Origin of the sequence: Rhizobium sp. WW22, from assembly GCF_047041135.1 — a bacterium.
Lineage (GTDB): Bacteria > Pseudomonadota > Alphaproteobacteria > Rhizobiales > Rhizobiaceae > Rhizobium.
This window is the reverse complement of sequence record NZ_CP178198.1, coordinates 887,953-908,209: the sequence shown is the minus strand read 5'-3', so window position 1 is coordinate 908,209 and position 20,257 is coordinate 887,953. Positions and strand designations below refer to the sequence as shown.

Annotated in this window: 16 protein-coding genes; 11 read left to right on the top strand and 5 right to left on the bottom strand. The window is 59.8% G+C overall.

Annotated features, from left to right (window positions below; translation table 11 throughout):
- Positions 1-20 precede the first annotated feature (20 nt).
- The 5 genes from ACK83U_RS04565 (at position 21) to ACK83U_RS04545 (ending at position 2,998) form a co-directional block, all read left to right on the top strand.
- Positions 21-479, top strand: coding sequence for an RDD family protein (locus tag ACK83U_RS04565; protein ID WP_075852219.1), 459 nt, complete (start codon positions 21-23; stop codon positions 477-479).
- A gap of 181 nt (positions 480-660) precedes the next feature.
- Positions 661-1,440 (top strand): arginyltransferase, encoded by a 780-nt coding sequence (locus ACK83U_RS04560; protein ID WP_112337870.1) that lies wholly within the window; start codon positions 661-663, stop codon positions 1,438-1,440.
- Entirely contained in the window at positions 1,441-2,337 is an 897-nt protein-coding gene (locus tag ACK83U_RS04555) for a DMT family transporter (RefSeq protein ID WP_112607241.1), read from the top strand.
- Between the two features lie 50 nt (positions 2,338-2,387).
- Positions 2,388-2,609: an AbrB/MazE/SpoVT family DNA-binding domain-containing protein gene (locus ACK83U_RS04550; RefSeq protein ID WP_112607243.1), complete on the top strand. Its 222-nt coding sequence runs from the start codon at positions 2,388-2,390 to the stop codon at positions 2,607-2,609.
- Complete coding sequence (locus ACK83U_RS04545; protein WP_112607245.1) at positions 2,609-2,998, top strand: type II toxin-antitoxin system death-on-curing family toxin; 390 nt, start codon at positions 2,609-2,611, stop codon at positions 2,996-2,998. The genes ACK83U_RS04550 and ACK83U_RS04545 overlap by 1 nt, the downstream gene beginning before the upstream one ends.
- Before the next feature lie 147 nt (positions 2,999-3,145).
- Here the strand turns inward: ACK83U_RS04545 and parC are convergent, their stop codons facing one another.
- Positions 3,146-5,404 carry a DNA topoisomerase IV subunit A gene (parC, locus tag ACK83U_RS04540; RefSeq protein ID WP_112607247.1) on the bottom strand — a complete coding sequence of 753 codons (2,259 nt, stop codon included), beginning with the start codon at positions 5,402-5,404 and terminating at the stop codon, positions 3,146-3,148.
- A 231-nt stretch (positions 5,405-5,635) separates the two neighbouring features.
- On the opposite strand from parC, the gene ACK83U_RS04535 reads away from it, so the two are divergent.
- Positions 5,636-6,823, top strand: coding sequence for a hypothetical protein (locus ACK83U_RS04535; protein ID WP_112414655.1), 1,188 nt, complete (start codon positions 5,636-5,638; stop codon positions 6,821-6,823).
- A 70-nt stretch (positions 6,824-6,893) separates the two neighbouring features.
- Here the strand turns inward: ACK83U_RS04535 and ACK83U_RS04530 are convergent, their stop codons facing one another.
- Positions 6,894-7,550, bottom strand: coding sequence for a TetR/AcrR family transcriptional regulator (locus ACK83U_RS04530; protein ID WP_412474794.1), 657 nt, complete (start codon positions 7,548-7,550; stop codon positions 6,894-6,896).
- A gap of 66 nt (positions 7,551-7,616) precedes the next feature.
- On the opposite strand from ACK83U_RS04530, the gene ACK83U_RS04525 reads away from it, so the two are divergent.
- Entirely contained in the window at positions 7,617-8,786 is a 1,170-nt protein-coding gene (locus tag ACK83U_RS04525) for a serine hydrolase domain-containing protein (protein ID WP_112607249.1), read from the top strand.
- 75 nt (positions 8,787-8,861) lie between these two features.
- On the opposite strand, the gene aspS is transcribed toward ACK83U_RS04525, so the two are convergent.
- Positions 8,862-10,652, bottom strand: a complete 1,791-nt coding sequence (gene aspS, locus ACK83U_RS04520; RefSeq protein ID WP_112607251.1) for an aspartate--tRNA ligase — start codon at positions 10,650-10,652, stop codon at positions 8,862-8,864.
- Positions 10,653-10,917: 265 nt separating this feature from the next.
- Between aspS and ACK83U_RS04515 the strand changes: the two genes are divergently transcribed.
- The 4 genes from ACK83U_RS04515 (at position 10,918) to ACK83U_RS04500 (ending at position 16,389) form a co-directional block, all read left to right on the top strand.
- Positions 10,918-12,309, top strand: coding sequence for a multicopper oxidase family protein (locus tag ACK83U_RS04515; RefSeq protein WP_112607253.1), 1,392 nt, complete (start codon positions 10,918-10,920; stop codon positions 12,307-12,309).
- 170 nt (positions 12,310-12,479) lie between these two features.
- Entirely contained in the window at positions 12,480-13,625 is a 1,146-nt protein-coding gene (gene rnd, locus ACK83U_RS04510) for a ribonuclease D (protein WP_112607255.1), read from the top strand.
- A 189-nt stretch (positions 13,626-13,814) separates the two neighbouring features.
- Positions 13,815-14,867: an adenylate/guanylate cyclase domain-containing protein gene (locus ACK83U_RS04505; RefSeq protein ID WP_112337880.1), complete on the top strand. Its 1,053-nt coding sequence runs from the start codon at positions 13,815-13,817 to the stop codon at positions 14,865-14,867.
- 163 nt (positions 14,868-15,030) lie between these two features.
- Positions 15,031-16,389: an esterase-like activity of phytase family protein gene (locus ACK83U_RS04500; RefSeq protein ID WP_112607257.1), complete on the top strand. Its 1,359-nt coding sequence runs from the start codon at positions 15,031-15,033 to the stop codon at positions 16,387-16,389.
- Positions 16,390-16,452: 63 nt separating this feature from the next.
- Here ACK83U_RS04500 and ppx read toward each other — a convergent pair whose 3' ends face one another.
- Together ppx and ACK83U_RS04490 are read right to left on the bottom strand one after the other, a co-directional pair.
- The gene (ppx, locus tag ACK83U_RS04495) at positions 16,453-17,973 is read right to left on the bottom strand and encodes an exopolyphosphatase (RefSeq protein ID WP_112337882.1); all 1,521 of its coding nucleotides are present in this window, start codon (positions 17,971-17,973) and stop codon (positions 16,453-16,455) included.
- 11 nt (positions 17,974-17,984) lie between these two features.
- Entirely contained in the window at positions 17,985-20,186 is a 2,202-nt protein-coding gene (locus ACK83U_RS04490; protein ID WP_112607259.1) for an RNA degradosome polyphosphate kinase, read from the bottom strand.
- Between the last annotated feature and the right edge of the window lie 71 nt (positions 20,187-20,257).

Sequence of the window (20,257 nt, the reverse complement as noted above, 5' to 3'; positions counted from 1 at the left end):
GTTTCCCAAGGAGGAAAACAATGAGCCTAAACCCCAGCCCGCTCTATGCAGCACCGGACGACTGGCGCGCCTATAGTGGCGTGCTGAGCCGGCGCATCTTTGCGTTCATCGTCGATTACATCATCGTCGCGCTGCTGTGCATTCCCGCGGCCGTACTGCTGTTTTTCGTTTCGATCCTGACGCTGGGGCTCGGCTTCTTCCTTTATCCGGTGCTGTTCGTTCTCGTTGCGGGCCTCTATTTCGGCTGGACGCTCGGCGGTCCCTACCAGGCTTCGCTCGGCATGCGCGCCATGGGCCTCACCATGGTTCGTGTCGATGGCCGGCGCATGGATTTCCTGACGGCGATCGTCCATCTGGCACTGTTCTGGATTCTGAACTCCGTCCTGACGCCGCTGATCCTGCTGGTGGGCCTTTTCACCGACCGCAGCCGGCTGGTGCATGACCTGCTGCTTGGCACGGTCATCGCACGGACGGCCTAAAACAACGCATAAGCATAGGAGACCCTATGATTTCCCGCGCGCCTGATGGCCCGCGGGAGATATTTCTGTGCATGGTCCATTAGGAAACTTCGATCTTTAGCGAAGGACGTAGTTGACGTTTTCTAAACTTGGGCCATGCTTGTAGAAAACGGGTGCCGAAAGAAAGGTCAATCAACGGCAGATGAACACGCAGTCGACGCCATCTCCGCAGTTTTATCTGACGGCACCGGCTTCCTGCCCGTACTTGCCGCATGAGATGGAACGCAAGGTCTTCACGCACCTTGTGGGGCCTCGTGCCGCCGAGATGAACGATATACTGACGCAGGGCGGCTTCAGGCGTTCTCAGAACATCGCCTATCGTCCCGCCTGCGAATCGTGCCGAGCCTGCATATCGGTCCGCATCCTGGCGCAAGAGTTCGAGCCCACCCGATCGATGAAACGGGTGCTGACGGCCAACAGCGATATCATCGCCACCGAATTTCCGGCGCAGCCCTCCAGCGAGCAATATTCGCTCTTCCGCCGCTATCTCGACTATCGTCATCAGCAAGGCGGCATGTCCGACATGACCGTGCTCGACTATGCGATCATGGTCGAGGACACGCATGTGAACACGCGCATCATCGAATATCGCCGTCGCGAGGAAGGTTCAGGGCTGGAGCAGCGTCCGAAGGGCGAACTGCTGGCTGCGGCTCTGACCGATGTGATGAGCGACGGGCTGTCCATGGTCTATTCCTATTTCAATCCCGATCTCGACGAGCGATCACTCGGCACCTTCATGATCCTCGATCATATCAAGCGGACGAAAGCGCTGGGGTTGCCGCACGTCTATCTCGGCTATTGGGTCAAGGGCTCGCGCAAGATGGACTACAAGACCCGCTTTCAGCCGCAGGAACATCTGACGCCGCGCGGCTGGGAACGTTTCGACCCCGCAGCCGACGGCGACAAAGATACCTTCCGCTGAATGTTTTCCCATCTCTCGGACCATAAGAAGGGCCTGCTACTGACGACGCTCGGCGGTCTGGCGCTGTCGATGGATATCCCGCTGATACGGCTTTCCAACGGCGAAGTCTGGTCTGTGCTGTCGGCTCGCAGCCTTGCGACCATCGTCGTGGCGCTGGCCGCCCTTTTCGTCATTCACCGGGTCACTGGCTCGCTGAAGACTGTGCTGCCGGGCTGGCTCGGAATTCTCGTTGGCTTCTTCTATGGGCTGACCACCATCACCTTTCTTCTCGCCGTCTATTATACCAAGGCGGCAAATGTGGTCTTCATCATCGCGCTCAACCCGATGTTCACCGCCCTGTTCTCGTGGATCTTCCTCAAGGAGCGCCCTGCCCTTTCCACATTAATTACCATGGCTGTCATGATCCTCGGAGTTGGTCTGATCGTGGGAGATGGTATGGAGAGCGGCCATCTGCTTGGCGACGCACTTTCCGTGCTCGCATCGCTTTCCATCGCCTGTGCCATCACGATCAGTCGCGCCTCGGGCCGGGACATGGGTTTTGCTTCCTTGCTGGCGGCCGTCATTCCGGCGGCAGTCGGGCTCTATCATATGGTGCCCTCGGGCTTTTCCATCGACCATCCCGGCTGGATCCTTTTCGACGGCGCCGTGCTGATGCCGCTTTCCTTCTGGTGCCTTGCGACGGGCACGCGTTTTCTTTCGGCACCGGAAGTGGCGATGTTCTACCTCCTGGAAACGATCTTGGCGCCGATCTGGGTCTGGCTGATCTTCTCCGAGGCGCCGGCCAACATGACGCTAGCCGGCGGGGCGATACTGATCCTGGCACTGGCCGCGCACTCGCTATGGCAAGCTCGGGTCAAGGCGAGAGCGGCAATCATCGCGCAAACTCTCGCGCCCTGAAGCAACGCCCATCCAATGTTATAACCAGGTTATTACATTGGAGCTGCAATATGAACGTCACCATCCGCAAGATCGGCAATTCCGAAGGCGTTATCATTCCGAAAGAAGTCCTGGATCAGCTTGGTCTCGGAGCCGGTGACAGCTTGGAACTCAGTTTGAAAGATGGCGGATTGCTGATGCAGCCGGCTGACGCGGATTTTGCGCGCCACATGGAGCATGCGCAGCGCTTCATGGATCAATACAAAATTGCACTGAAGAAGCTGGCAGAATAATGCCCTTTATCTTCCTGACTAGGCCGCTCATTGAGCAATTGCATAAGATGCAAATCAAAAGGTTCGGCGGCTCCTATGGTCTACGAGACGAGGGCTCCCTTGAATCCGCCTTGGCACGCTCGATTAACAAAGCCCAATACGGCAGTGATGATATCATCGAACTAGTGGCCGCTTATCTATTCGAGCTCGCGAAAAACCACGCCTTCATAGATGGCAACAAGCGCATCGCCATCGTGGCGACAGCAGTTTTTCTTATGGAAAACGGCCACCGTATTCAAACGACAGACGCCAATCTTTACAGCTTCGTCGTAGCAGTGGCCGCCGGAGAAATCGATGAAGAGGGAGCGACACGTTTCCTGCGAGACGTCTGCGTTCCCTACACAGATTGAAGCCCTCAGGCGCCGATCCGCCCTCGTCAAGGTTCCGCCCAGACGCAGTCGAGACGACGCACCACTCGGCCCTTCGCTAGGGCTCAGGGCGTTCATCGCTACAATCGACCCGCCGGGCCGATTGCTCGGGCTTTGCCCGACTGCTCCTCACCCCGAAAACCGGCCACTTCTGGGGAAGCCCTTCGGCACGGCACGGCCGGCGCCGGCGCGATCGCCCAGCCATTCCACCAACTCGTCCTTGGTCTTGGTGAAGGTGCGGCCGGCACTGTCTTCCCATGTCAGGCCATCGACAATCGCGAAGCACCTGACATCGGCGATGCCGCCATCCTTGTATTTCTGAAGGCGCACGCCCTTGCCGCGTGACATTTCCGGCACCTGCGCGAGCGGGAAGATGAGCATCTTGCGGTTCTCGCCGACCACGGCAACGTGATCGCCTGATATCGGGACGAGAAGCTTGGTCTCGTCGGGATAGGAGACGTTCATGATCTGCTTGCCCTTGCGGGTATTGGCGACCAGTTCCGCCTCGGCAACGATGAAGCCGTTGCCCGCCGTCGAAGCGATCATCTGCTTGCGCTGCGGATCGTGGACGAAGGCCGTCAGCACGTCCTGATCGTTTTCCATGTCGACCATGATGCGCAGCGGTTCGCCATGACCGCGGCCGCCGGGCAGCTTGTCGCCGCCGAGCGTATAGGCCTTGCCGCCCGTCGTGATGATGAGGATCTTGTCCGTGGTCTGCGCCGGGAAGGCAACCTTGAGACCGTCGCCCTCCTTGAAGGTCAGCGAGGACGTATCGGATATGTGGCCCTTGAGGGCGCGGATCCATCCCTTTTCCGAGACGACGACGGTGATCGGCTCCTTCTCGATCATCGCCTGCTGGATGGCGGCATCGTCGGCTTCGGGCGCTTCGGCAAACTGCGTGCGGCGGCGGCCGATCTCGGTGGCCTTGGCGAATTTTTTCTTCACCTCGCCGATTTCCCAGGCAACCGTCTGCCACTGCTTCTCGTCCGAAGCGAGCAGTGCCTCGATGTCAGCCTTCTCCTTTGTCAGGCCGTCAAATTCCTTGCGGATTTCGAATTCTTCCAGCTTGCGCAAAGAGCGCAGCCGCATGTTGAGGATAGCTTCGACCTGATTGTCAGTAAGGCCAAATCGCTCCATCATCACAGGCTTCGGCTCATCCTCCTCGCGGATGATGGCAATGACCTCATCGATGTTGAGATAAGCGACCAGCAAGCCACCGAGAATTTCGAGCCGCTTTTCGATGGCCGCCAGGCGGAAGCGGGAGCGGCGCAGCAAGACTTCGCGGCGGTGATCCAGCCACTCCTTCAACACTTCGTTCAGCGCCATAACCTTTGGGATGCGGCCCATGGACAGAACGTTCATGTTGAGCGGGAACCGGCTTTCCAGCTCCGTCAGCTTGAACATCGATTCCATCAGGATCGTCGCGTCGACGGTGCGGCTCTTCGGCACGAGAACGACACGGATATCCTCAGCGGATTCGTCGCGAACATCCTCGAGCAACGGCAGCTTGCGCGCCAGCAGCAGTTCGGCGATCTTTTCGATCAGCCGCGACTTCTGCACCTGGAACGGAATTTCGGTGACAACGATCTGATAACCGCCGCGACCGAGATCCTCGATCTCCCATTTGGACCGGACACGGAAGCCGCCACGACCGGTCTTGTAACTTTCTATAATGCTCTGGCGATCATCGATAATGATGCCACCGGTCGGAAAGTCGGGACCTGGAATATACAGCTCCACCAGCTTCTCGACCGTCGCATCGCGATCCTTGATCAGATGCAGTGCGGCGTCGCAAAGCTCGTGAGCATTGTGCGGCGGGATAGAGGTCGCCATGCCGACAGCGATACCCGAAGAGCCGTTGGCGAGCAGATTGGGAAAAGCTCCAGGCAGAACGATCGGTTCAGAATTCGACTCGTCATAGGTGTCGCGGAAATCGACCGCGTCCTGATCGATACCCTCGAGCAGCAGTTCGGAAACCGCCGTCATCTTGGATTCGGTGTAACGCATCGCGGCCGGGCTATCGCCGTCGATGTTGCCGAAATTGCCCTGGCCGTTGACCAGCGTGTAGCGCTGCGAGAAATCCTGAGCCAGGCGCGCCAGCGCATCATAGATCGACTGGTCGCCATGCGGGTGATAGTTACCCATCACCTCGCCGACGATCTTGGCGCATTTGCGGAAAGCTGCATTGGGGCGCAGCCCCATCTCGCTCATCGCATAGACGATGCGGCGATGCACCGGCTTCAGCCCATCGCGAACATCCGGAAGCGCGCGTTGCGTAATCGTCGACAAGGCATAGGCCAGGTAGCGCTCTTCGAGCGCCGCCTTCAGATCGACCGGAAGGATATTGTCGTCGCCTTCACCGGGCGGCGGTGTCAGATTTTTTCCCATGATCCTTGACTATAAGAGATGGCGATTCACAGCAAGAAATCGGTGGAAAGCACCTGTGGATGAAGGCGTTTCAGCACTCTTGCGAAATGACAACCGAGACATTTTTGCCGCGCCTGCCTTCAACGTTCATTGTCATTGGATTTTCAGAGAAAGATCAATATAAGTCAGCGCAGCACACGCTCAATCTGTATGCTCCCGCCCATACCACCGGCTTAAAGAGGAAACGCCATAATGACTTTCTACCGGACTACGCGGCTGATGCTTTGCAGCGCCGCCATGCTGTCTTTCGCCAGCTCCGCTTTCGCGCTCGACGGCAATGATCTGCTGAAGAAGATCAACGACCTCTACGGCCAGCAGGGCGGTTCGATTGCCGCTACCGGCATCGATGTCGACGGCAGCACAGTGACGCTGAAGGGCGCAAGCTTCAAGGCAGCCGGCATGGACGACAGCATTCCGCTCGGCGACATCACCCTTGATGGCGTCGAGGAAAACAACGGTGGCTACACGATCGAGGAAATCGATTTTGCGGATGTCGATTTCACCAAGGACGGCGCCTCTGTTTCCGCCACCGACCTCAAGTTGACCGGTGTCGAGATCCCGGCCGACGCGAGCAAGGGTGACCTAAGCTCGCTGTTCTACTACCAAAGTGCCCATGCCGGCGCCGTTTCCGTGACCAAGGATGATGTCGAGGTATTCTCGATCGAGGGCGCCGACGCCAACACGAAGAAGCGCGATGACAAATCAGGCCTCGATTTCGATGCCAAGATCAATGGCATCAAGGCGGATCTCAGCAAGGTCGACGATGCGAAGACCAAGGAAGCCATCGAAGCGCTGAAGCTGCAGCAGATCGACGGCACTGTCTCCATGAAGGGTAGCTGGGATATGGGACCCGGCACTATCAACATCAGCGAATATTCCTTCGACTTCAGGGACATTGGCAAGCTGAACCTCGCCTTCAGCATTTCCGGCTACACGCCCGCCTTCGCCAAGTCGCTGCAGGATGCGTTGAAGACGGTTCGCTCCAATCCGAACCAGCAGGAAGCACAGCAGTCCGCCGGCCTCGCCATGCTCGGCCTGCTGCAGCAGCTCACCTTCAACAGCGCCCAGATCCGCTTCGACGATGCGTCGATTACGGCACGCGCGCTTGACTTCGCTGGCAAACAGCAGGGTGTCACGGGCAAGCAGCTCGCCGACACACTGAAGGCAATGACGCCGATCATGATGGCGCAGCTCAACATTCCGGAACTGCAGAACGCCGTCTCATCGGCAGTCAATGCCTATCTCGACAATCCGAAGAGCCTGACCGTCACCGCCGCCCCCGGCAAGCCGGTGCCGGTGCCGATGATCATCGGCGCTGCCATGGGCGCGCCGACGACGATCCCGCAGGTTATCGGCCTCAAGGTTTCCTCGAACGACTAAGCCGTCGTTCGTTCCCGATACTATCGAGAAACCCGGCGATCTCGGTCGCCGGGTTTTTCTTTGCCTTGGCTCAGGCTTCCTGCCGCATCTGATAGGTTTTCAGTTCGCTGAGCGCATGAGACAAGAGGGCGAGCAATTCGTCCGTGGTCGCGCCATCGCGCGCCTGAACGGACATGCCCTGCACGATCGCACCGAGAAAGCGCGCAAGCGACCGGGGATTCGCCTCCGGCCGAATATCGCCCTCCGCAATACCGCGTTCGATACGGGCGGTGAAGACATCCAGCGTTTGCAGGCGCATGGACGCGACATGATGGGCGATCGGCTCGTTCTCTTCCGCGCAATTCAGCACCGCCGTGGATATCATGCAGCCCTTTGGATGCTCCGGGGCCGTGAAGATCCTGGCGGAGTTCGTCAGAAAGCGCTCGAAGGCAGTCACGGTATCCAGCTTGTCCTGAAAGGGATTGCCGGGTTCCGGACGAGGCATGCGCCGATATTGATCAAGCGTCTCGCGATAGAGCTCGGCCTTAGAACCAAAGGCGGCATAGAGGCTTTGCGGCGTGATGCCCATCGCCGCCGTCAGATCGGCAATGGAGGAACCGTCATAGCCATGCTGCCAGAAAGTATCCCGGGCGGCGGCAAGAACCGTTTCGCGATCGAAGGCCGGCGGGCGCCCACGCTTGCGCGGCGAAGAATTTTTCTTCTCTTCAATATTTTTCACAATGGTCACTCTAGAATTATTTCCCGATCTGGTTTATTCGGGAATGGTCATTGTGATTATAGAAGGTTTTGCTCCATGAGTCTTCCCCTGGAAAATTCCGCGCATACAAGCGACGGCAGCCTTGCTGAAGGCGTCGATGCTGCGATCGATTCCGCCCTCGCGGACAAAAGGCTGGTCGGAACCGTCGTTCTGATCGCTCAGGATGGAGAATTGGCCTACGCTCGCTCCGCCGGTCTGGCGGATCGCGAAAACAAGGTAGCAATGCGGGAAGATGCCATCTTCCGTCTCGCCTCCGTCACCAAGCCGATCGTCACCATTGCCGCCATGCGGCTCGTCGAACAAGGCCGCATCGGTCTCGACGATCCGATCACCAAGTGGCTGCCGGATTTCCGGCCGCGCCTGCCCGATGGCGGCGAAGCCGTTATCCGCATCCGGCATCTGCTCACCCATACCTCCGGGTTGGGCTACACATTCGCCGAGGCGCAGGACGGTCCTTATCAACGCGCAGGCGTATCCGACGGTCTGGACACGCCGGGCCGATCATTGGCAGACAACCTCCAGCGCCTTGCCAGCGCGCCCCTTCTCTTCGCGCCCGGTGAAAGCTGGCAGTATTCCCTGGCGATGGATGTCCTCGGCGGCATCATCGAGAAGGAAACAGGCGGACCGCTCGGCGATGCGGTTGCGGACCTAATCATGAAGCCGCTCGGCCTTTCCGACACCGGTTTCTACGTGCGCGACCGCAGCCGCCTGGCGGCCGCCTATATGAACGGTGCTCCCGAGCCGCGGAGGATGGGAGACGAGGCGCTCGTTCCGATATTCGACGGCACGATCCGCTTTGCACCCGACAGGATATTCGATCCTGCTTCCTACCACTCCGGCGGCGCCGGCATGGCCGGAACGGCAAGCGACATCCTTGCCATTCTGGACACGATCAGGAAGGGCGGTGCACCGCTGCTATCGGCCGATACGGTGAAAACCATGATGGCCGATCAGGCGGGCGGGCATATGCAGGCGCAGCAGGCCGGTTTCGGGTTCGGCTACGGCTGGTCCATTGTCCTCGATCCCGTGGTCGCGCAGGTTCCCTTCTCGGCTGGCACGATCAAATGGGGAGGCGTCTACGGGCATAGCTGGTTCGTCGACGCCGAAAAGGGCCTGACGGTGGTCGCCCTGACCAATACGACCCTTGAGGGCATGTGGGGTCAGTTCACCACGGATCTGGCAAAAGCGGTCTATGCCGCAATCTAGCTGAGATCAGCGTCCCAAACAAAAACCCGGCGATTTCGGTCGCCGGGTTTTGCGTTTTGACAAACCTTGGAGGACTTAGTCCTTCTTGACCGGCGGCACAGGGCGGATCGCCAGTTCGCGCAGCTGCGTCGGCGTTGCGGCCGAAGGAGCGCCCATCAGCAGATCCTGCGCCTGCTGGTTCATCGGGAACAGCGAGATCTCGCGCAGGTTCTTGGCGCCGACCAGCAGCATGACGATACGGTCGATACCGAAGGCCGCACCACCGTGCGGAGGCGCACCATACTGGAAGGCGCGATAGAGACCGCCGAAGCGCTCTTCGACGTCTGCCTGGCTGAGGCCGACCTTTTCGAAAGCGGCGACCATGGTCTCCGGCGACTGGTTACGGATCGAGCCCGAAGCGATTTCGAAGCCGTTGCAGACGGCGTCGTACTGGAACGCCTTGATCGTCAGCGGGTCCTGGGTCTGCAGCGCCTCGAGGCCGCCCTGCGGCATCGAGAACGGGTTGTGGGCGAAATCGACCTTCTTTTCTTCCTCGCTCCATTCGAAGAACGGGAAGTCGACGATCCAGCACAGCTCGAAACGGTCGCGGTCGACCAGGTTCAGCTCTTCGCCAGCCCTGGTGCGGGCCTCGCCTGCAAACTTGTAGAACTTGGCGGGATCGCCGGCGACGAAGAAGCAGGCATCGCCGTCATCGAGGCCGAGCTGGGTGCGGATCGCATCCGTTCGCTCTTCGCCGATGTTCTTGGCAAGCGGACCTGCGCCTTCGAGCTTCTCGCCTTCCTTGCGCCAGAAGATGTAGCCGAGGCCCGGCTGGCCCTGGCTCTGCGCCCAGGCATTCATGCGGTCACAGAATGCGCGCGAACCGCCGGTCTTGGCCGGGATCGCCCAGACTTCGACCTTCGGGTTGGAGGCGATCATGTTGGCGAAGACCTTGAAGCCGGAACCGGCGAAATGCTCGGTGACGGCTTCCATGACGATCGGGTTGCGCAGGTCCGGCTTGTCCGAGCCATACTTACGGATGGCGACGTCATAGGGGATGCGTGGCCATTCCTTGGTGACCGGCTTGCCTTCGGCAAACTCCTCGAACACCTGGCTTATCAGCGGCCCCATCGTGTTCCAGACGTCTTCCTGGGTGACGAAGCTCATCTCGAGGTCGAGCTGGTAGAATTCGCCCGGCAGACGATCGGCGCGCGGGTCTTCATCGCGGAAGCACGGGGCGATCTGGAAATAGCGGTCGAAGCCGGCAACCATCAGCAGCTGCTTGTACTGCTGCGGCGCCTGCGGCAGCGCGTAGAATGTGCCGGGATGGATACGGCTGGGCACGAGGAAGTCGCGCGCGCCCTCCGGCGACGATGCCGTCAGGATCGGGGTCGTGTATTCGGTGAAACCGACTTCGCCCATGTGGCGACGCATGGAGGAGATGATCTGCGTGCGCTTGACGATGTTCTTGTGCAGCGTTTCGCGGCGAAGGTCGAGGAAGCGATACTTCAGGCGAACGTCTTCCGGATAGTCCGGCTCGCCGAAGACGGGCAGCGGCAGCTCCTTGGCGGCGGAGAGCACTTCGATCTCCTGCGCGTAAAGCTCGATCTCGCCGGTCGGCATGTTCTTGTTGACGGTATCTTCCGTGCGGGCCTTGACGAGGCCGTCGATGCGGATGACCCACTCGCCGCGAACGGTTTCGGCGAGCTTGAAGGCCGGAGAATCGGGGTCGGCAACGACCTGGGTGATGCCGTAGTGATCGCGCAGGTCGATGAACAGCACGCCGCCATGATCTCGGACGCGATGAACCCAGCCGGCAATACGGACGGTCGAACCGACGTCGGACTTGCGCAGGGCGGCGCATGTGTGGCTGCGATAGCGATGCATAGTATATATCCTGGACTTGGCGGGCCGTGGCGAAAGGACATGCAAGCCCCTCGCCTGCCGACGAGAAAATCGGGCGGAAAAGCGCATGGCGCGCCCGATTTGTCAAGGCTCGAACACCGGAAGTCAGCTTAAAGCTGTTTCAGTCGCTATCCAATACACTACGCGCAAGTAGCCGCTGCGGCGGTTTGGCTACTTCGATGCTATTGCTGAACGCTCCAGTCAACTTTAAACAGGCACTCATATATCTTCGCCCCCGGAGCCCGACATGCCAATCCTCACCCGCCGCAATCTCCTGAAAGCTTCAGCCGTTGCCGGCGCCTATGGCGTCGGCCTCGGGATCGCCGGTAAGTTTGCGGGCAAGGCAGCGGCGGCCGAGCCACTCACGCTGAAGACTGCCAAGATCGAGGCCAGCCTCGCCGACGGCGGCAAGACCAGGAATGTGCTCACTTATGGCGATGCCGGCATGCCGCCGGTCGTGCGCATGAAGAAGGGCGAGCCCTTCGCGGCGAGACTGATCAACGGCATAGACGATCCGACGACTATCCACTGGCACGGCATTCGTCTGCCCAACAATATGGACGGCGTTCCGTTCCTCACCCAGCCCTATGTCTATACCGGCGATCATTTCGATTATGCCTTTACGCCTCCGGATGCCGGTACTTTCTGGTATCATCCGCACTGCAATACGCTGGAGCAGATGGGCCACGGCATGACTGGCGTCATCGTGGTCGAGAACCCCAAGGATCCTGCCTTCGATTCGGAAGTGGTGCTCAATCTGCGCGATTGGCGCCTGGGGGGAGATGGACAGTTCATTGCGCAATTCAGGCCGCGGGATGCCGCGAAATCCGGCACCTACGGCACCGTCCGGACCGCCAACTGGAAACAGGAACCGCAATATGACGCGCCTTCCGGCGGGCTGGTGCGGCTGCGCATTGCCATTACCGATGTCACGCGCATCTATTCCTTCCGCATGGACGGCGCCGAGGCGACAGTGATCGCGATAGACGGCAATCCCGTGCCACAGCGCTTTCCGCTCGATCTTCTGCAGCTTGGGCCGGGGCAGCGGCTGGAGCTTGCCGTACGCATGCCCGACAGCGAAGGCGCAGTCGTCAAGCTCGAAGACATCAAGGGCACCAATCCGAAAGTGCTGGCGACGCTGCGCGCCGTGGGCGCATCATTAAAGCGCGACGTGCGCGATCTGGCGCCGCTCGAAGATAATCCCGTGCTGAAGGCAGACCTCGGTTCCGCCACCCATATTCCGCTGATCCTGAGCTCGACGGCGGAGAACACCGCCGACAACAGCATATGCGGCTCGCTCGGCTACAGCTTCTGGGCTATCAACAAGGTGCCTTGGCCGGGCGATACGCCTGATCCCACGGCGCCGCTTGCCGAGCTCAAGCTCGGCAAGAGCTATGTCATCGACATGGAAAACGTCACGCCGCATAGCCACCCGATCCACCTGCACGGGATGAGCTTTACGGTCCTCTCCTCTTCGACTCGGCAGGTGCAGCCCTTTGTCTCCGATACCTATCTGATCCAGCCGGACGAAAAGGTGCAGCTGGCCTTCGTTGCCGACAATCCCGGCGATTGGCTGCTGCATTGCCATATCATCGAACACCAGAAGACGGGCATGACGAGTTACGTGCGCGTGGCATAGGCGGTCACAAGCCATCCCGATTGCAGGCAGTTTCGGTCGAAGCTGTCACAGTCCCCGGCAATTTCAGCGAAAAGCGAAATGCGGCAAGGGCTTTGTCCGCGAAAGTATTGACATATCGGGCTGAAAGGAGAAGGAAGTTAAGGAAGTATTTTACCATTGAATGTGTTGATATGATCGAAACTACCGCCCAATTGGAGGCGGCCTGCCAAGAGCTGGCCAAGTCGGAATTCATTACCATCGATACGGAATTCCTGCGAGAAACGACCTTCTGGCCGGAGCTGTGTTTGATACAGATGGCAAGCCCCACCACCGAAGTGCTGGTGGATCCGCTGGCCAAGGGGCTGGATCTGGCACCCTTCTTCGAACTGATGGCCAACTCATCGGTTTTGAAGGTGTTTCATGCTGCCCGCCAGGATATCGAAATCATCTTCCATCGCGGCAATCTCATTCCGCATCCGATCTTCGATACGCAAGTTGCGGCAATGGTTTGCGGCTTCGGCGATTCGGTTTCCTACGACCAGCTCGTCAGCCGCATCAAGAACGTCCATATCGATAAATCCTCGCGATTTACCGATTGGAGCCGGCGGCCGCTCTCGGAAAAGCAGCTCGACTATGCGCTTGCCGACGTGACGCATCTGCGCGACGTTTATCTCTCGCTCCAGGAGCAATTGCAGCGCGAAGGACGTGCCTCCTGGCTGCAGGAGGAGATGGCGATCCTGGAGGCGCGCGAGACCTACGACCTGCACCCCGACGATGCCTGGCAGCGGCTGAAGATGCGGCTGCGCAAACCGCAGGAGCTGGCCGTCCTTAAATTTGTGGCCGCCTGGCGCGAGCGCGAGGCCCGCGCACGCAATGTCCCGCGGGCACGCGTATTGAAAGACGATGCGATCTATGAGATCGCCCAGCAGCAACCGAAGGATACCGAAGCGCTTGCGCGGCTGCGCACCATCCCGAAGGGTTGGGAGCGCTCTGCCGCCGGTACGGCGGTGCTTGAAGCGATCAACGCGGCGCTGGCGCTGCCGAAGGCCGAAATGCCGCATCCGCCGCGCCACCAACAGGCTCCCGAGGGCACGGCAGCGGCCTCCGAACTGTTGAAGGTCCTTTTGAAGCTGATTGCCGAAAAGCACGGCGTTGCGCCGAAGGTCATCGCCAACAGCGACGATCTCGACAAGATCGCCGCCGAGGGGGAGAAGGCCGATGTGGCGGCTCTGACCGGCTGGCGTCGAGATCTCTTCGGCGAGACGGCCCTGCAACTGATCCAAGGCCAGGTGGCCCTGCGCTTCGTCGGCAAGCGGATCGAGACCATCGCCCTCTAGCCGCGATTCCCCTTTCCCGGCGCGTTGCGATTGCGTATGATTCGCGAACCGAGAGGCCCGCCGCGATCACGATTGCGCCGCAAATCTCGTGGAATGAACGTCCTGTGTAATCGTTCTATTAGATGACGTTCCAGTTTGCTGGCGCAATCCCGCGTCGATGACAGGCGTCGTTTCTCGGCGGAAAAGTGAATGGGTATTCTCCATTCGATACGCAACTGGATCCTGATATCGCTGCTTGTCGCTTCGACTGGCGTCATCTACGGCAAGATATTCTTCCCGCAAGCGCCAATGTATATCGGTGCGATCTTCGCCCTGTTCTGCGGCATGCCGCTGCTGGCCTTCGAACGCCGCATGATCCTGCCGCGGCTGAACGTCTGGATGCATCTCCTGCCAACGCCGGCCTTCATCCCTTCGGCTCTCATCGTCGATTTCCTGCTGATGAGCGTTGGCTATGCCACGGCGGGCAGCCTCATGAAACTGCTGGGCCTGGTCGACGGCTCCTGGGAAGATCTCACGCTGCTGAAGATCGACGTCTATCTCTACGCTGTCGTTGTGACCGCCATCATCATCTTCATCGGCCGTGTGCGGGAACTGCTCGGCCGCGACGTCTTTCTCAGCCTGCTGACCGGCCGGTACCGCAATCCGGTACAGGAAGAGCGCGTGTTCCTCTTCGTCGATCTCGTCGGCTCGACTGCCTTCGCCGAGGAGCATGGCGACCTGAAAACACAGGAATTCCTGGGCGCGGTGTTCGCCGCCATGGCTGAACCCGTACGGCGGCACAAGGGCGCGATAGACGATTATATCGGCGATGCCGCGATCATCACCTGGCCGCTTCGACGCGGGGTCAAGAATGCCAATTGCGTCCGCTGCGTCTTCAATATCCTCGACGATATCGAAAGAAACGCCGAAGCATGGCTGAAATCTTACGGCAGGGTGCCGCGTCTTAGAGCCGCTCTCCATGGCGGCAGCATCGTGACGGCGGAAATCGGCGTCGAGCACCACAAGATCGCCTATTTCGGCGATACGGTGAATACGACCGCAAGGCTGGAGTCTCTCTGCAAAACGCTGGAGCGCCAGGTGCTGATTTCCAGCGACCTTGCCAGACGGATGGAGCTTCCCGAAGGGATCATCAAGGAAGAGCTCGGCGAACATGCCGTTCGCGGCCGCGATCAGCACCTTGGCGTCATCGCCCTTCATACGCAGGACCGGCAAGCGTTGAAGACCGTTCGCGGCAGATCGTAAGCAATACGAATTTTAGGCTGCATTTCGCTATTGATGCACGCCTGGGCTTCACAGCCTATGGGTTGTCCACAGTCACCAAATCTTCACCTAAGCGTTAATTTGCAGATATGGGTCGCCTGTTAAGCGGAGTTGTTTTTGCCACTCTCCACCACAAGGTGACACGATGACTCGAATCCTTTCCGCTTCCACGGCACTCTTCATTCTGCTTGCCGGCTCGGCCCTAGCAGACGAGCAGCAGTTCAAGGCAAAGCTCGTCGGCCAGGCGATCCTGCCGGCCAACACCATCACTGCCGCTCCTGCCGATGCACCAGATTTCCTGAAGACTTCAGGCAAGTTCACCACGCCGGATCGCAAGCGCACGGACGCTCTCGGCACCGTGCCGGGCAAGGATGGCGCCCGCGTCACCGACCTGAAGCTGCCCTTCGCGGGCCAGCCGATCCAGGGGTTCTCTGGCATCAAGACCATGCCCGACGGCACATTCTGGACACTCTCCGACAACGGCTTCGGCTCCAAGCAGAACTCGTCGGACGCGATGCTCTTCCTGCATCAGCTGAAATTCAACTGGGACAGCGGCAAAGTCGAGGTCGTCAAGAACCTGTTCCTGTCCGACCCGAACAAGAAGGCTCCCTTTCCGATCGTTATGGAAGGCGCCGAAAAGCGTTACCTGACGGGCGCCGACTTCGACATCGAATCGGTTCAGCCGGTTGCCGACGGCTTCTGGATCGGCGACGAGTTCGGTCCTTACCTGCTGAAATTCGACACGGATGGCCAACTGACCGACGTCTTCGCAACGACGCTCGACGGCAAGCCGGTCATGTCGCCCGACAATCCGCTGATCCAGCTGCCGGGTAACCCCACACAGAAGATGCCGGCCTTCAATCTGAAGCGCTCGGGCGGCTTCGAAGGTCTCGCCATGTCGAAGGACGGCTCCAAGCTCTACGGCCTGCTGGAGGGCCCGATCTACAAGGATGACGGCCAGATGGAGAGCGTCGATGGCAAGACGGCCATCCGCGTCATCGAATTCGACGTCACCTCGAAGAGCTGGACCGGCCGCAGCTGGCTCTATCCCTTCGCGGACAAGGGTGTGTCGATCGGCGATTTCAACATGCTCGATGAAAAGACTGCCCTCGTCATCGAACGCGACAATGGCGCCGGCACGAAGGACAAGGCTTGCGCCGATCCCAAGCAGCCGAAGCCGGATTGCTTCGAGGCCCCGGCAGAGCTGAAGCGCGTCTACAAGATCGAATTCAGCGACGCCAATGTCGGCAAGTCCGTTCGCAAGATCGGCTATATCGATCTGATGCGCATCGAAGATCCGGACCATAAGCGTCGCCAGGGCGGCGGTGAAGGCTTCTACGACATGCCGTTCGTCACCATCGAGAATGTCGATCGGGTCGATGCCACGCATATCGTCATCGGCAACGACAATAACCTGCCCTTCTCCGCCGGCCGCGCCGTCGACAAGGCTGACGACAACGAATTCAGCCTGCTGGAAGTCGGCGATTTCCTGAACGCGAAGTAAGCACAATGAAACCGCCTCTCCCTGCCGTGCAGGGGGAGGCTTCAATCCCATGCAACACAAAGCTTATTCGAAGCAGAAAGCCAGGCGGCGATTGGTGAGCTTGCCGAGCTGCTGCAGGCGGCCGTCCAGCCTCTCGCCGGCAAAGTCGTGATATTCAGAGGGAACGACGAATTCGAGATCGAGATCAGGCTTTGTCGAACGGCGGAACGACAGATTGCGCACGATACCGGGCATCGACGCCGAGAAGAGATAGACGACGCGCAGCAGGCCGCCGAGCAGCTTGGCGCGTTCGATGTAGAGCGGCGTTGCGATCGTCGCCAGTGGCTCGGTCGCTCCGTCGTCGTTCAAGCCCTCGAAACGGTAGTAGTTGGCAAGCGCGATGAAGGCGCGGCCGGCATGGGTAATGCCGACAAAGGAGGTATGCGCGATGATGTTCAGCGCCTGCAGGCCGCGATAATCCGGATGGGCGCGCCAGCTGATATCGGCAAGCAGACAGGCTGCCTGACGATAGCGGCTTTCCTCGTCCGTCTCGGTGATGCCGAAGAAGGGCATCATTCGTCCGGTCCAATCGGCAAGCTCGCGAGCATGTTCCGGGGAGCGCGCACGCAGGATGGCAAGCTCGCCGGCGGCGGTGAGCAGCGGGTCGCTGTTGCGCTCGGCCTCGGTCAGCAGCGAATAGAGATAACCTTCACGAACGCCCTGAGCGGAGAAGGAGATGACGGACGGCTTCATGGCCGTCAGCACTTCGCGCATGGCGACTGCGCCGAAAGGCAGCAGCGAACGGCGATGCTTGGACACCGCCTGAAATGCCGGATCCTTCGAATCCTTCGCTTCGACGATCTGATCCAGGAACCGCAGCATCTCATCGAGCGGCACTTCATAGCCCTGCATCATGTGGAGCGGATATTTGCGGATTTCCATGTGCAGCTTGGCGACGCTTCGCCATGTGCCGCCGACCGCATAGAACGTGCGGCCCTCGCCCTTGCTCAATAGTTTCGCGGTCTTGACATGCTTGCGCGCGAAGCTGCGCGCCTTATCGATCGAGCCGCCGGCATATTCGGACAGGCGCAGGCCGCCGAGCGGCAGCGTGATGCCCTTGCCGATCTCGTGGTCCTTGATGTCGATCAGCTCCAGCGAGCCGCCGCCAAGATCCCCGGCAATGCCATCGGGATGGAAAAACCCGCTGATGATGCCGAGCGCGGAGAAGCGTGCCTCTTCTTCGCCAGACAGCACGCGCACTTTGCGCTGGAGGATGGCTTCGGCCTGATGGATGAACTGCGGACCGTTGCTGGCTTCGCGGGCTGCGGCCGTTGCCAGAACGTATATGGTGGAGGCACGCGCCTGATCGGACAGCGCCTTGAAGCGATGCAGGGCTGCAAGCGCCCGCGCCACGCTTTCCTCATCCATCTTCCCCGTCAGCGCTATGCCCTTGCCGAGGCCGCACAGCACTTTTTCGTTGAAGAGGATGGTTGGCGACCGCGAATGGCCTTCATAGACGACAAGACGGACCGAGTTCGACCCGATATCGACAACGGAGACAGGGGCGATGCCCGGAAGACGCCCCTGGGCTTCTGATTCAACCATGCAGGTCCAATTTATTTGTTGCGGCCCGACAGCAGTCCAGCGATGAGTTTCGGAGCACTGGATTTCAAGGCTTCACCACGGCCAGACAGGCTGGGATTGGTCATGAAATATTGCTGCGCATTGAATGGCTCTTTTCCCTGACGCACTTCCATGCGCCGTGAAGTCCCGTCCGGCAATATCTCGTAGCTTTGCTGATTGTCAATGATATTGCCCAGCATGATCTGTGAAAGCACCTGTTCATGCACGGTCTTGTTGGTGAGCGGCACGAGCGTTTCGACCCGGCGGTCGAGGTTTCTCGGCATCATGTCGGCGGAGCCGATATAGACCAGCGCCTTGTCCGACGGCAGGCCCTGACCATTGCCGAAGCAGAAGATGCGGCTGTGCTCGAGGAAGCGGCCGATGATCGACTTGACGCGGATATTTTCCGATAGACCCGGTACCTGCGGACGCAGGCAGCAGATGCCGCGCACCACCAGATCGATCTCGACGCCGGCATTGCTGGCGCGATAGAGCGCGTCGATGATGTCAGGATCGACAAGCGAGTTCATCTTCATCCAGATCGCGGCAGGATGGCCGTTCCTGGCGTGCTCGATCTCGCCTTCGATATGCTGGAGGATGCGGGGACGCAGCGTATAGGGCGAGACCGCGATCTTCATGTCGTGTTCCGGCTCGCCATAGCCGGTGATGAAGTTGAAGATATTCGCCATGTCGTGGGCGATCTTCGGATCGCAGGTGAAGTAGGAAAGATCGGTGTAGATCTTGGCGGTGACCGGATGGTAGTTGCCGGTGCCGAGATGGCAATAGGTGCGCAGCTTGCCGTCCTCGCGACGGACGACCATCGACATCTTCGAATGGGTCTTGAGCTCGATGAAGCCGAAGACGACCTGCACACCGGCGCGTTCCAGATCGCGCGCCCAGCGGATGTTGGCTTCTTCGTCGAAGCGGGCCTTCAGTTCCACCAGCGCCGTAACCGATTTGCCGAGATCGGCTGCATCGATCAGCGCGCGAACGATCGGGCTGTCGTTGGAGGTGCGGTAAAGCGTCTGCTTTATCGCCAGAACGTCAGGATCCCTAGCAGCCTGGAGAAGGAACTGGACCACCACGTCAAAGGATTCATAGGGGTGGTGGACGACCATGTCCTTTTCACGGATCGCGGCGAAGCAATCGCCGGCATGTTCGCGGACGCGCTCAGGAAATCGGGCATTGTAGGGCTCGAAGCGCAAATCGTCGCGTGGGGCCTTGCAGATTTCGGAGAGCGTGTTGAGGGCAAGCAGGCCCGGCAGAACCGCGATGCGGTTTCCCGGGACGTTCAGCGACTCCACCACGAACTGGCGGAGCTCGAGCGGCATTTCGGAGTCGGTCTCGATGCGGATCACGGAACCGCGGCGGCGGCGCTTCAGCGCGGTTTCGAAGAAGCGCACCAGGTCTTCGGCTTCTTCCTCGACTTCGATATCGCTGTCGCGGATGATGCGGAAGGTACCCGAGCCCTGAACCTCATAGCCCGGATAGAGCCGATGGATGAAGATGTTCACTACATCTTCGAGCGTGATGTAGCGGATGACGTTGCTGGCGTCCGGCAGGCGCACGAAGCGGTCTAGCGCCGGCGGCAGGCGCAGCAGCGCCGTCATCGGTTCGCGGCCGTTCATGCTTTTGAGCTGCAGCGCGATCGAGAAACCCAGGTTCGGGATGAACGGGAACGGATGGGCCGGGTCGATGGAGAGCGGCGTCAGGACCGGGAAGATCGCCTGCTCGAACTCGGTGTGCAGCCACTGGCGATCGGCATCGGAAAGGGCAGCCGGCCGGACGATCAGAATATCTTCCTTGGCGAGATATTGCTGCAGGACAGCCAGCGAGGCCTGCTGCTCCATCTGCAGATTGTCGATCTCGCGCAGGATATCATCGAGCTGTTCGGCGGGTGTCTTGCCGTCTGGAGTGCGCACGAGGATCTTCTGGCGCACCTGGCCTTCGAGGCCGGCGACGCGCACCATGAAGAATTCATCGAGGTTGGCGGCGGAAATCGAGAGAAAGCGGACACGTTCCAGCAGCGGATGGGCGGTGTTCAGCGTCTCCTCAAGAACGCGGCGGTTGAACTGCAGCCAGGAAAATTCGCGGTTGATGAAGCGCTCGGGGCTGGTCATCAATTCGCTGATCGCAGGTGCCGCCTCTGGATTTTCCTGGTTGGCGTCCTGATGTTCCGTGAGTGCCGAGTCCATGTTCCACCTACCCTCTTTCCAATCTTGTGCCACCTATATCAGTTTGACGACGGAACTGTGACAGTCGCAGC